The 13,870-nt window shown below is 59.7% G+C and carries 5 protein-coding genes and 2 rRNA genes (1 of these 7 running past the window's edge); all 7 read right to left on the bottom strand.

Going from position 1 to position 13,870, the window contains the following annotated elements; genetic code table 11:
- Nucleotide 1 precedes the first annotated feature (1 nt).
- Entirely contained in the window at nt 2–1,270 is a 1,269-nt protein-coding gene (locus tag CD58_RS03420; RefSeq protein ID WP_025211672.1) for a diguanylate cyclase domain-containing protein, read from the bottom strand.
- Nucleotides 1,267–1,842, bottom strand: coding sequence for a YfiR family protein (locus CD58_RS03415; protein ID WP_025211671.1), 576 nt, complete (start codon nt 1,840–1,842; stop codon nt 1,267–1,269). The genes CD58_RS03420 and CD58_RS03415 overlap by 4 nt, the downstream gene beginning before the upstream one ends.
- Before the next feature lie 139 nt (nt 1,843–1,981).
- Nucleotides 1,982–4,072 (bottom strand): exodeoxyribonuclease V subunit alpha, encoded by a 2,091-nt coding sequence (gene recD, locus CD58_RS03410; RefSeq protein WP_025211670.1) that lies wholly within the window; start codon nt 4,070–4,072, stop codon nt 1,982–1,984.
- Nucleotides 4,069–7,758 carry an exodeoxyribonuclease V subunit beta gene (gene recB, locus CD58_RS03405; RefSeq protein ID WP_025211669.1) on the bottom strand — a complete coding sequence of 1,230 codons (3,690 nt, stop codon included), beginning with the start codon at nt 7,756–7,758 and terminating at the stop codon, nt 4,069–4,071. The genes recD and recB overlap by 4 nt, the downstream gene beginning before the upstream one ends.
- Nucleotides 7,755–11,207: an exodeoxyribonuclease V subunit gamma gene (recC, locus tag CD58_RS03400; RefSeq protein WP_025211668.1), complete on the bottom strand. Its 3,453-nt coding sequence runs from the start codon at nt 11,205–11,207 to the stop codon at nt 7,755–7,757. Before recC ends, recB begins: the two co-directional genes overlap by 4 nt.
- 155 nt (nt 11,208–11,362) lie before the next feature.
- Nucleotides 11,363–11,478 (bottom strand): 5S ribosomal RNA (gene rrf / locus CD58_RS03395).
- A gap of 167 nt (nt 11,479–11,645) precedes the next feature.
- Nucleotides 11,646–13,870, bottom strand: a 23S ribosomal RNA gene (locus CD58_RS03390); it runs 667 nt beyond the window's last position.

The raw sequence follows: 13,870 nt of genomic DNA, 5'->3' as shown, positions 1-13,870 counted from the left end.
GTCAGCTCCTGGTTTGAAGATCAACGGCGGAATGTTCCAACTCCGCCGTGTGTTGGCCGCCTCGAGCGAGGCGTTTGGCTTGGTACATCGCCGCGTCGGCGGCGTTGAGCAAGGCACCCGGAGTGGCGCCATGATCGGGGTAAACGGCAATGCCGATACTGAGAGAGGTCAGGACTGAGGCGTTGCCGGGCAGTTGAATCGGCATTTCCATGCTGGCGATGATTTTCTCGGCAATCCGCTCGGCGTCCTCGGTGCTGTGCAGCGGTGTCAGCAGCACGGCGAATTCGTCGCCTCCCAAACGCGCCACCAGGTCATCCTCACGCAACTGCGCCCGGACCCGCGTCGCCACCGCCGTTAGCACTGCATCACCGGCCGCGTGGCCGAAATTATCATTGATGCCTTTGAAGCGATCACTGTCCAGATACAGCACCGCCACTTGCTCGTCGAGTTTGCTGGCATTGCGCAAGGCACGGATCAATCGACCCTCGAAGAACGCCCGGTTCGGCAACCCGGTCAGGCTGTCGTGACTGGCTTGGTGGGCCAGGGTTGCGTTCTCGCTTTGCAGGTGGGTCTGCCAGGACTCCAACTCATCAAGCAGTGCGTTGAAGTCATTGCCCAGGTTATCCAGTTCGGCGATGGCAGCCGGCGGCACGCGTCGGTCAAGAGCTCGCTCGCTGCGTGCCGCGTGGGCCACCTCCGCCAGGCTGCGCAGCGGCCCGGTGATCGCCCGCAATTGGCGCCGCGCCAGATACAACGCCACCCAGGCGCTCACCGCCGTGCACAAAACGATCCCCGCCAAACCGCTGAGCAAAAAGCGAAACAGGCTACCGCCATGCCCCGCCAGCACAATGCTGCCGATGCTCTCCCCTTGATGCACGATCGGCAGGCTGATGGGCTTTTCCAAAAACGCCTTGGCGATGTGCATTTCCAGTTCCGACAATAAACCGGTTTCCGGACGCTGCCAGCGCGCCAACAGGCGGCCGTGCTCATTGAATACCTGGGCATCGGCGACTTCCTCGGTGGAGGCAATCAGAGCCAGCGCTTCGGTGGCTGCCGCCGCGTCATCGAACACCACGGCCGCTTCCACGGTGTAGTTGATCGAACGGGCGATCAGGTGCAGGTTGTGATCGGCGTAGACCCGCAACGCAAGCACGCCGAGCAGGGTCAGGGAAACGCTGGCCATGGTGATTGCCACCAACGCGACGATCAGGTGGCCGCGACCGATGACCGAGCCCAAGGTGGGACGGATCCGTGGTTTGGACAAACTCATGGTGCTGCCGACCTGCGACGGGAAAGCTGCAGGACGCTCGGATGGATACGCACCCCACTGCGCGCCACTGAGTCGAGATTGACCTCGAATGAAACCTGATCATCGCCGACCCGCAGGCAGAACAGGCTACCCACAGTGCACTGGTCGCCGCCTTCGCTGATGCTCAACACAGGTTGGCCTATCAGGGAGGCGAACAGCCGGGAGCGCTCGTCGCTGGTCAGCCTGCCGATGTAGACGGCGTTGCAGTCAGTGGCGATGCCGGGGTGATCGGCCAGTAGCCGTTGCACGCTCACCGGCCGGCCAGTGGCCTGGGTCGTGCCCTTGACCAGGTCGTCGGTGTATTGGGTCGGCCCGACGATGCACAGTTGCAATTGTGTCGGTTCCACAGGCCAGCGCGCGTAGCTGAGAATTCCCAATACAACCTGAGTCACCGCTTCAGCGCGTTGCTCGGCCTGGGTTGTGGAGGCCTGATCCTGGGCAACGACGAGGGGCGACAGTAAACACAGAAGGCCGGTAAGCAGAAAATGCCTCCAGCCCTTGCTGCGCACTGCCTCCCGTACAGGCACTTCCATGGAAATCTCTTGATCCAAGCGTTAAGTGCCGGAACGATAGCACAGTGCCAAAAAGCCAGCGATACACCGAGTTACATAGACTGGCGGGCGAAACAGGCAAAATTGAGATCAGGCCAATGAATCACCCAACGCCGACGATTCAATCAGCCTGTTCCAGCTCCAGCATCAACCCACTCAAGCGCTTGACCTTGCGCTGGACCGCTTCCTCGAACACACCCGCTCGCGGCTCTATCAGGCTGAACCACTGCTTGCCTCGGGTAATGGCGGTGTACACCAGTTCCTTGGTCAACACAGGGTTCAACGCATCCGGCAGGATCAACGCCGTATGGGTGAACTCCGAGCCCTGGGACTTGTGCACTGTCATGGCATACACGGTTTCCACATCCGTCAGGCGGCTGGGCAGGACGAAACGCACACCACCCTGGCCGTCGTTGCGAGGGAAGGCGACCCGCAGCACCTGCTTGCCGGCATCCGGCCCTTCCCGTTCGGGCAACTTGAGGGCAATCCCGATATCACCGTTCATCAACCCCAACCCGTAGTCGTTGCGGGTCATCAAGACCGGGCGCCCTTCGTACCACTGATGATCGCTATCGATCAGGCGGGCCTTGAGCAGTGCTGCGGTGATTCGCTGGTTCAGCCCTTCGACGCCCCAGGGGCCTTTGCGAACGGCGCAGAGCAATTGGAATTCGTCGAATGCCGACAGGACCTCCCGAGCCCAATCGGCCCAGCAACGATCCTCCAGTGGACGCGAGGTAGTCGGACGGCGCTGCCGAAGCAGGTTCAAGTAATGCCCATACCCCTGCGGCCCTTGCGGCTGGCCTTCAAGCACCAAACGCTCCAGTGCCCCGTCATGCTCGCCCTTCAACGCCAGGGAAAACAGATCGGCATGTTGGCCGTCCGCCAGTAAGCGACGGGCCTTTTCCGGCTGCTGCTGGTTGACCCAACGGGCCAGTTGGCCGATACCACTGCCCTCGCCGAAGCGTCGGGAATGCCTGAGCATGACCACTTGCTGGGCCAAGGGATGCGTGCCGTCGAGGTCTTGTTGCAGATCACTGGCTGCCAGGTTTTCGCCGCTGACCGACTCAAGCCAGGCTCGAGTCCGGGGGTTGTACCAGCCCTCCTCGGCGTCTCGACACAAATCCCCCAGCACCGCGCCCGCCTCCACCGAGGCCAATTGGTCCTTATCCCCCAGCAACACCAGTCGGGCATGCGCCGGCAGCGCATCCAGCAGATTGGCCATCATCTCCAGATCGATCATTGATGCTTCATCGACCACCAGCACATCCAGCGGCAGCCGATTGCCCGCATGGTGACGAAAATGGCGCGTACCGGGGCGACTGCCTAGCAAACGATGGACCGTGGTGACCTCGCAGGGAATCCGTTCGCGCACGGCCTCGACCACATCCAGGGTCCGGACCTGCTGGCTGATGGACTCGGTCAGGCGCGCCGCCGCCTTGCCCGTGGGCGCGGCCAGGCGAATTCGCAGTGGCTTGCCGGCCTCGACGGCGGGCGCCTGAAGCAAGGCCAGCAGGCGTACAACAGTGGTGGTCTTGCCTGTGCCCGGGCCACCGGTGACGATGCTGAAGCCCGCCCGGGTCGCCAGGGCACAGGCGAGCTTCTGCCAATCGATAGGGCCGGCGGCGCTGGCCGGTCCGAACAGACCGTCCAAACGGTCACGCAGGTCACCGGACGCCACCTCATTTTCGGTAAGCCGTTGACGCAACGCGTCATCGATCCGCCGTTCATAGGCCCAGTAACGGCGCAGATAAAGACGTTTGCCAGACAGCACCAACGGACGCTGCCGAGCCTGCTCGCTGCCATCGACCGCCAAGGCCACCAGACGGCTGGAAGCCAGGGCCTTGCACCAATGAGCGCCGTCCAGGCTCCGCAGTATTTGCGACGGCAGTACGCCGGCTTGCAAGTCCCCCTCGGGGGGCAGTGACAGGGCGAAGTCAGGTTCCTTGAGGGTTTCGAACAAATCCAGGCAGACATGCCCATGGCCCAGTTGATGGCTGGTGAGCGCCGCAGCGAGCAGTACCAATGGATCATCGTCAGGTGCCAGCTCATGGAGGAAGGCAACAAATGCCTTGTCCAAGGCGCGCAACCATCCGCGCTCGACCCAACGCGTCAGCAACAACAGCAGGTCATCTGCACGGCTCAACGGCGCCAAGTCCCCCATGCCCTCATCATCGGACGAGAGGGGGAGCAGGTCGGCAAAAGAACGACTCATAGCAACTCTCCCTGAACCCACGCCGGTTCAGCCTTGGGCTCGGGTGCCCCTTGGAACAGACGATCCAATTGCTCGATCAACGCCCGTGGAGGTTTGGTGAAAAACACACCCTGACTGGCTGCACGGGTACCACGAAGGAACAGATACAAAGCGCCGCCGACATGCCGGTCATAGTCATAATCGGGCAGGCGCGCCTTGAGCTGGCGATGCAACGCCAACAGGTACAACACGTATTGCAGGTCGTAGCGATTTTCCAGGATCGACTGTTCCATGGCCTGGGCGGTATAGGCCATGTCATCGACACCCAGCCAGTTGGACTTGTAATCGGCCACGTAGTAGCGGCCGTCGTGCTCGAACGTCAAATCGATGAACCCCTTGAACATGCCGTTGAGCAACACCGGCTCGGCAGCAACACGCGCGACACCGCCATGGGTGAACTGGCAAACCAGTTGATCGAGCTTGAGCACATCGACCTTATGGCTGGCGAACCAGAATTCCATTTCGACCTGAAACTGGGTCAAGTGCTCGAGCACCACCGGCGCCTGGCCGTTACCGATGTGCAAAGGTGTTTTGACCAGGTGTTGCAGCCAGTCGCTGAGCGTGGCGATCCAGCCTTTCCAGCCTCTACGGTTGCAGCGTCGGGCAATGGCATCCTCGATGTCCGACGGCGTAGCCGCAAAGCCCTCACCGGCGGCCCATTCCAGGAGGCCATGAAGGAACGTCCCGGGATTGGGACCGCGGGGAAAGCGATGAATGTCACCGCCAACAGCAATGACTCCCCTGGGGGCGTCCGGGTCAAGTCGCTCGTCGTCGAACAGCTTCTGGGCCTGGGGATTCTCTGGCGCGGCATCGCTGCCTTCACTCAGGCTTTCCCCAATGCGCAGCGCGCTGTAGGACGCAATCCACCAGTTTTCGCTGGCTTTTCGTACGGGCATCAAGGGCTCGAGCAATACCGCTTCGTTGCGTGGGGGCTGGTAGCGCTCGTCGGTGGCCTGGGGCATTTCCTGGCAACTCACCGCGACGCTGCCTTGCTGCAGATCTTCCAGCCAGCGCCTCAGCCCTACCGACTCGGCCAACGGCGCACCGCCGCCCAACAGATACCCCAACGCCGATAAATGCAGGATCGAGCCGTTGTTGTTGCCCCGCTTGAGATCGGCGACACCCAGCCAGCAGGCATGCTGTGCACGGGTCAGCGCCACATAGAGAAGTCGTAGATCCTCGGCCAGACGCTCGTCATCGGCCTTGGCAATCAACTCGGCGGTGGGCTTGAGACTGATCTGCGCCTTGTTGGCCTCATCGTGGTAATGCAACGGCAGTCGGCTGCCGTCCACCGGTTTCGTCGAACAGATGAAAGGCAGGAACACCAACGGATACTCAAGCCCCTTGGACTTGTGGATCGTGACCACCTTGACCAATTGCTCATCGCTTTCCAGTCGCAGGATCTGTTCCTCTCCCGCCTGCCCGGACAAGGCCAGGTGCTCGGACAGATGCCGGATCAAGGCTTGCTCGCCATCCAGCTCACCGGCGGCTTGTTGCAACAATTCGCAAAGGTGCAGCAAGTTGGTCAGCACCCGCTCGCCATCGCTGCGCGCGATCAAGGCCTGGGGCAACTCAAAATCATGCAACAGGCGCCGCAACATGGGCAGCACCCCCTGGGTACGCCAAACCGTGCGATAACCCCGGAACTGCATGACGCGCGCTTCCCAGGCCAGCTCATCCTGATTGAGACGTTCCAGTTCGGTCAGTGGCAGATTCAAGGTAATGCTGGCCAGTGCTGCCCGCAGCGGGCGTTCGACATCCGGCTCGGCGCAGGCCCTGAGCCAGGTCAGCAAGTCACGCGCCTCCTGTGCGGCAAAGACCGAATCCTTGTCGGACAGATAGACACTGCGCACGCCCCGTGCGGACAACTCATCTCGCACGGCCTGCGCTTCTTTACCGTCGCGCACCAGAATGGCGATATCCGCCGGGCGTAGTGCTCGAAGCGTTTGTCCATCGACTGCAAAACCGTCGCGCCCCGACTGGCCACCGTTGAGCAACGCGGTGATCTCACTGGCGCAGGCAGCCGCCATGTGCTTGCGATACACCGCCCCGGAGAGGGGTTGATCCGATGGCAGGTGCCAGATATTCAATGCAGCAACGGCTTGCCCTGCAATCCGCAGGGACTCCTTACGGCCTTGGGACTCAACAGGCAAAAACGGCACCGGGTTCTCGCCCGATGGTTCACGGAACAGAAAAGCCCCTCGCCCCTTCGGACGAGATTCGGCGTATTGGAAAACATGGTTCACGGCGCCAACCATGGCGTGGCTGGAACGGAAATTGGTCCCCAGCGTATGCAGCCGCCCCGTGGTGGCTTCGCGGGCTCGCAGGTAGGTATAGATATCGGCACCGCGAAAAGCGTAAATCGCCTGCTTCGGATCACCAATCAGGAACAGCCCGGTGTCAGGGTTGTTCTCTTCGATGCGATAGATGCTTTCGAAGATTCGGTATTGAACCGGGTCGGTGTCCTGGAACTCATCGATCAGCGCCACCGGAAACTGTTCGCGGATCAGGCTGGCCAGACGCTCTCCCCCGTCGGCCTGCAAAGCCGTGTCGAGACGCAGCAGCATGTCGTCGAAACCCATCTCTGCGCGGCGCCGCTTCTCGGCCTCGAAGCGTGCCCCGACCCATTGCGCGGCATGTTGCAGTACGGCGGCATCTGGAGTGGGCAACGCATCCAGGCTGGCCTTGAGACCGGCCATGGCGTCCAGCCCAGGATGGTTGGGCACTTCGCCTTTCCAGGCTTCGGCCATGCCTTCGGGAGTCAGCCGAGTGAACCCGGTGCCGATGTCCAACAACTCGAGGCTTTCGTCATCCACCCAGGCCGTGATTTTCTGAAACCACGGTTCGAAGTAACGCGCCTGCATCTTGCGCCCGTCGACACGCTTGTCGGCGACGCCTTGCTGGCAGATCTCCAGCAGCTCCACGGCCCATTGCCGCCACGGCGCCTTAAGGTCGAGCAAGGCGGCACCGCGCTCCTGCAGGGAGGCAGCGATGAGTTCGGCTGGCTCAAGCCCCTCACCGTTGTCACGCTCGCTGGAGAACAATCCTCTCACTCGCGGCAACAGCGCAGCCGGCCCTCCCCAATGAGCACGGACCCAATTCAGCGCCTCGCCTTGCATCGAATAGCAGAACAGCCGCCAATAGTCGCGCAGCACCTCGCCGAGCAATTCGCTGTGGTCGGTTTCCAGGGTTTGGGTAAAGAGGCTGCCGCTATCGAAAGCATGCTCACGCAGCATGCGCTGACACCAGCTATGGATGGTCGAGACGGCCGCTTCGTCCATCCATTGCGCGGCGATGTCGAGCCGGTTCGCGCAGCCAGGCCATTGCTCAGCGTCGAATTCATCACGCAACGCTGCGATCAGCGAATCCGGGGCGGAAATCTCGTCACGAAAGAAACGCGCGGCTTCGGCCAGGCGCGTCCGGATCCGTTCGCGCAACTCTTTGGTGGCTGCGTCCGTAAACGTCACCACCAGGATTTGCGGAGGAAGCAGCTCGCGGCCAAAGCCGGTCGCCGGATCGCCATGCCCCAGCACCAGGCGCAGGTACAGCGCGGAAATGGTGAAGGTCTTGCCGGTCCCGGCGCTGGCCTCGATCAATTGGCTGCCGCGCAACGGGAAAGCCAGGGCCAGTGGTGTCTGCCGACTCATGAACGCGCCTCCCCTTCAGCCGATGAACGCCATGGAGCTTCGAGCAACGGGCGGTAAAGTGCATCGCACCAATCGGGGAATGTTTCGTCAGCCGTCAAGGCATCGAAATCAGCAAACTGTCGAGCCAAGGCCGGACTTTCCCGGCGCTCGCCTTCAGTGGTCTGCCCATCGCCTTCGTAGGCTTTTCGAGCAGCCGCATCGGCTTTGGCCGGATCACCCTGGCCAAGCCAGGCAAAGGCTGTCTTCACCGCGACCGGTAGCGGTTGGCGCATACCGGTTTGCCAGGCTTGCAACAAATCGCTGAGCAACCTTTGCGCCACGGGCTCTTCAAAAGGAGCCAGCAGCAAGCTGTCATCACTGGCCACCAGCGCTGTCGTCATTGAAAGGCCGTTGGCGCAGGCCACCAGATGGTTGACCCAGGGCCGTATCAGCCGATGCCATTTACGGGTCTTGGTGGAGCCGATGCTGTTGGGTATGGCCGTGATGGCGAGGACTGCACCATCAGAGCGCTGGTGCAGGCCACTGAGCCAGCCTTCGACGCTCACGCCCTGCAACTGCAGGCTGACTGGCACAGCACTGACTAGCGGCGTGGGCCATAGCGCCAGAAGCTGTTGGTAACGCTGGAGCAGATCAGGCAAGGGCTCGATCAATTCACGCTGCATGCACTCACCGAAACCGGCCATGGGTAACAGACCGCTGTTCTGGAGCCTTTTGGCGTGGGCGGCCAGGGCAAGGTCCGGCTGGTCCAGGCGAACCAGGGCGGCCTCGAGCAGGCTGTCGCTCAGGCTGTAACGCTCAAGCGCATCGAGAACGAACGGCTCGTCATCCGCCAGGGGGGCTTCGATGGCCTCGAAAAATACTTTGAGTCGCTGGCTGAAGAAATGGCGGACGGGATTGCGCAGGAAGTCCTGCAACTGACCGAGGCCCAAGGGTTCTTCCTGGACGTAGGGTTCCAGCACCTGGGATTGGGAGGCCTGGTCCTGAGCATCGTGAAGCATCCGCCACTCGCTGGCGTAACTGAACAACTCGTCGCCCTGATGAAAATAGCGAGCGCTGAACGGTTGCAGAGGATGCTCCTGGGTGAGTGCCTCGAGAAGGTCCTGGCTGCCATCTGCCAGTTGCCATCCATTGGCAAGATGATCGCGCAGCTGACCAATCAACACCGATGCGGGCCGGTCACTGTTGTCGCGGATGCTGCGTCCGACCCAACTGATGTAGAGCTTTTCCCGGGCCGACAACAGCGCTTCCAAGAGCAGATAACGGTCATCCTCACGCCGTGAGCGATCACCCGGGCGATAATCGCTGCCCATAAGGTCGAAATCCAGGGGCGGCTGGGCGCGCGGGTAATCACCGTCATTCATCCCCAGCAAGCACACCAGCTTGAAGGGAATCGCGCGCATCGGCATCAAGGTACAGAAGTTGACCGCTCCGGCCAGGAATCGCTGGGACAACCGCCCCTGATCCAATCCAGCCAGCCAGGCTTCACGCACCACCGTCAGTGGCAGTTCATCCTGCAGACCAACCGACTCACAGGTTTCCAACCAGGTTTCACGCAGGTCTTCGAGTTGGGCCAGCAGATAGTCGTCATGCTCGTCGCTCGCCTGGAAAAACAACTGCGTCAGATCGTGCAGACGCGAGCCCCATTCCTGCGGTGATGCCGGCTGGGTCAGTTCTTGATGAGCGACTTCCAGCGCATCCAGCAAGGCAACCAGGGGACCGATCAAGGCCGCATCCAGACCGCCGATTTCGTCATAGGGTTCGATGCCCTCATAGGCGCCCGAACGGCCGACGGCATACCCCAGCAACATGCGACGCAGGCCGAAATGCCAGCTGTTCTGCTCAAGCTCTGCGGGCAATCCCAACCCGGCGCGATGTTCGGCGCTCATACCCCAGCGAATGCCAGCACCCTCGATCCAACGATGCAACGTAGGCAAGTCTGCCTCATTGATGCCGAAACGCTCACGCAACGCCGGGACATCCAGCAGATCAAGGATTTCGCTGACTGGGAAGCGACTGTCAGGCAGCTTGAGCAGGTGCTCGACGGCGATCAGCAGCGGATCGCGTCCGCGCTGGCCCTGGTCGGTCAACGTGAATGGAATGAAGCGCGGGTCCGTTCTATCGAGCTGGCCGAACACCGCCCGAATGTGCGGCGCGTAACTGTCAATGTCCGGGACCATAACGATGATATCCCGAGGGCGTAAGGTCAGATCCGCACTGAAGTGGGCCAACAACTGGTCATGGAGAATTTCGACTTCGCGCTGAGCGCTGTGGGCAACATGGAAACGGATCGACCCGTCTCGCGCCGTATCGACGGCAGGCCAGTGTTCCCGGGTTTCGTTCAGAGGACGCAGCTCAAGGATGTCATCTTGCAACTGACTGAGGAGGGTCGTGGGACTCCCGTCACTGAACAGGTCGATTCGTCCATCGCGAAACACCGAGCGATAGCTGTTGGGGTCATCGTAGCTGTCGAGCAGGTTGATATAGTCGCGCCCCTGCTTGCCCCAGGCTGCCAATAACGGATGAGCATGCTGATGCAAGGTTTGCGGGTCGAGCACGACGGGCATACCGGCCTTGCGCGCCTGACGCTTGTATTGATGACGCAACAAATCCTTGTCGGCCACGATGTCCGCCCAGTGGTGGCGACATGGGTTATGGACACACAGCAGCACCTGGCTAAACCGTGACAGACCGGCAAGCGCTTCGAGGGCTTGGGCCGGTAGCGAAGAAATGCCGAACACTATCACTCGCGCGGGCAAGCCTTTCGGAGCGCTTTCCAGGCTGTGGATACGCTCGAGGTAGCGCTGGTGAACGCCTGCACGGCTTTGAGCCATGCCTTTCGCTCCAACGTCCAGCAACAAGGCTCGCCAAAGCTCGGCCTGCCAGCAATTTGCCGGCGCAAGCGCTTTGATTTCGCCGCGGACATTTCTGGTCTGGTGTCGACCTTCCGCCCAGTCTTCAAGCCAGTCGGCCCGGTATACCTGATATTGGTCGAACAGATCGGCAAGGCGCTCGGACAATTGATAGCGCTTGCGTAAGTCGGTGTCGTGGGTGAGGAATCGTCGTAGAGGCTCGAAATGAGGCTGCTCGATCAACTGCGGCAGGAGGCGCATCAGTCGCCAGGTCAGCGGGGCTTTATCCAGCAGGGACTTGGCCGGAATCTCGTCACGCCCCAGGACCGTTCGATACAGTTGCCACATGAAGCTGCCTGGCAACTGCACATCAATGGCCGCCGCAATACCGCAGCCACCGGAATCATCGTCTTCCGGATCTTCAGCCAGTGCCAGCTTGAGCCATTGGGCAATACCGTTGCTCTGTACCAACGCGATTTCATTTTCAAGAGGGGCCAGCGGATAGCGCCGCATCAAGCTGATCACCAAGCTGCGCAATTCATCAAGGCGATTCCCGTGAACCACCATGAAAGCTGGGCTAAGGGACGTTGCGTCCGGCATGAAAGGCATCCTTGAAAATGCAAAAGCTAGGGCCGAACCTTAGCACTGTCGGGGGGCTGTGACAGCTGGGACCTGTCCGCGCTTATCGTAAGAACTTTCCTGCGGGCAAAACAAAACCCCTACCTGCGTCAGCAGATAGGGGTTTCGGAATTTAATCTTGACGATGACCTACTCTCACATGGGGAAACCCCACACTACCATCGGCGATGCATCGTTTCACTGCTGAGTTCGGGATGGGATCAGGTGGTTCCAATGCTCTATGGTCGTCAAGAAATTCGGTAGCCAGCGCGTGCCTTGCGGTCACGTTCCAGCGAATGGGTATGCGATAGTTTGTGTGTTGCTTTGTGAGCAGCGTCGAACTTTCGGTTCGTGTCGTCTTCACACACCGCAATCTGATGCTCCGTATTAGAGAGCCGACTCAAATTGCTTGGGTGTTATATGGTCAAGCCTCACGGGCAATTAGTACAGGTTAGCTCAACGCCTCACAGCGCTTACACACCCTGCCTATCAACGTCGTAGTCTTCGACGGCCCTTCAGGGGACTCAAGGTCCCAGTGAGATCTCATCTTGAGGCAAGTTTCCCGCTTAGATGCTTTCAGCGGTTATCTTTCCCGAACATAGCTACCCGGCAATGCCACTGGCGTGACAACCGGAACACCAGAGGTTCGTCCACTCCGGTCCTCTCGTACTAGGAGCAGCCCCTCTCAAATCTCAAACGTCCACGGCAGATAGGGACCGAACTGTCTCACGACGTTCTAAACCCAGCTCGCGTACCACTTTAAATGGCGAACAGCCATACCCTTGGGACCGGCTTCAGCCCCAGGATGTGATGAGCCGACATCGAGGTGCCAAACACCGCCGTCGATATGAACTCTTGGGCGGTATCAGCCTGTTATCCCCGGAGTACCTTTTATCCGTTGAGCGATGGCCCTTCCATACAGAACCACCGGATCACTAAGACCTACTTTCGTACCTGCTCGACGTGTCTGTCTCGCAGTCAAGCGCGCTTTTGCCTTTATACTCTACGACCGATTTCCGACCGGTCTGAGCGCACCTTCGTACTCCTCCGTTACTCTTTAGGAGGAGACCGCCCCAGTCAAACTACCCACCATACACTGTCCTCGATCCGGATAACGGACCTGAGTTAGAACCTCAAAGTTGCCAGGGTGGTATTTCAAGGTTGGCTCCACGCGAACTGGCGTCCACGCTTCAAAGCCTCCCACCTATCCTACACAAGCAAATTCAAAGTCCAGTGCAAAGCTATAGTAAAGGTTCACGGGGTCTTTCCGTCTAGCCGCGGATACACTGCATCTTCACAGCGATTTCAATTTCACTGAGTCTCGGGTGGAGACAGCGCCGCCATCGTTACGCCATTCGTGCAGGTCGGAACTTACCCGACAAGGAATTTCGCTACCTTAGGACCGTTATAGTTACGGCCGCCGTTTACCGGGGCTTCGATCAAGAGCTTCGCGTTAGCTAACCCCATCAATTAACCTTCCGGCACCGGGCAGGCGTCACACCCTATACGTCCACTTTCGTGTTTGCAGAGTGCTGTGTTTTTAATAAACAGTCGCAGCGGCCTGGTATCTTCGACCGGCGTGGGCTTACGCAGTAAATGCTTCACCCTCACCGGCGCACCTTCTCCCGAAGTTACGGTGCCATTTTGCCTAGTTCCTTCACCCGAGTTCTCTCAAGCGCCTTGGTATTCTCTACCCAACCACCTGTGTCGGTTTGGGGTACGGTTCCTGGTTACCTGAAGCTTAGAAGCTTTTCTTGGAAGCATGGCATCAACCACTTCGTCACCCAAAGGGTAACTCGTCATCAGCTCTCGGCCTTAAGATCCCGGATTTACCTAAGATCTCAGCCTACCACCTTAAACTTGGACAACCAACGCCAAGCTGGCCTAGCCTTCTCCGTCCCTCCATCGCAATAACCAGAAGTACAGGAATATTAACCTGTTTTCCATCGACTACGCTTTTCAGCCTCGCCTTAGGGACCGACTAACCCTGCGTCGATTAACGTTGCGCAGGAAACCTTGGTCTTTCGGCGTGGGTGTTTTTCACACCCATTGTCGTTACTCATGTCAGCATTCGCACTTCTGATACCTCCAGCAAGCTTCTCAACTCACCTTCACAGGCTTACAGAACGCTCCTCTACCGCATCACCTAAGTGATACCCGTAGCTTCGGTGTATGGTTTGAGCCCCGTTACATCTTCCGCGCAGGCCGACTCGACTAGTGAGCTATTACGCTTTCTTTAAAGGGTGGCTGCTTCTAAGCCAACCTCCTAGCTGTCTAAGCCTTCCCACATCGTTTCCCACTTAACCATAACTTTGGGACCTTAGCTGACGGTCTGGGTTGTTTCCCTTTTCACGACGGACGTTAGCACCCGCCGTGTGTCTCCCATGCTCGGCACTTGTAGGTATTCGGAGTTTGCATCGGTTTGGTAAGTCGGGATGACCCCCTAGCCGAAACAGTGCTCTACCCCCTACAGTGATACATGAGGCGCTACCTAAATAGCTTTCGAGGAGAACCAGCTATCTCCGAGCTTGATTAGCCTTTCACTCCGATCCACAGGTCATCCGCTAACTTTTCAACGGTAGTCGGTTCGGTCCTCCAGTTAGTGTTACCCAACCTTCAACCTGCCCATGGATAGATCGCCCGGT

Origin of the sequence: Pseudomonas brassicacearum (genome assembly GCF_000585995.1) — a bacterium.
Lineage (GTDB): Bacteria > Pseudomonadota > Gammaproteobacteria > Pseudomonadales > Pseudomonadaceae > Aquipseudomonas > Aquipseudomonas brassicacearum_A.
This window is presented reverse-complemented; position numbering and strand designations above follow the sequence as displayed.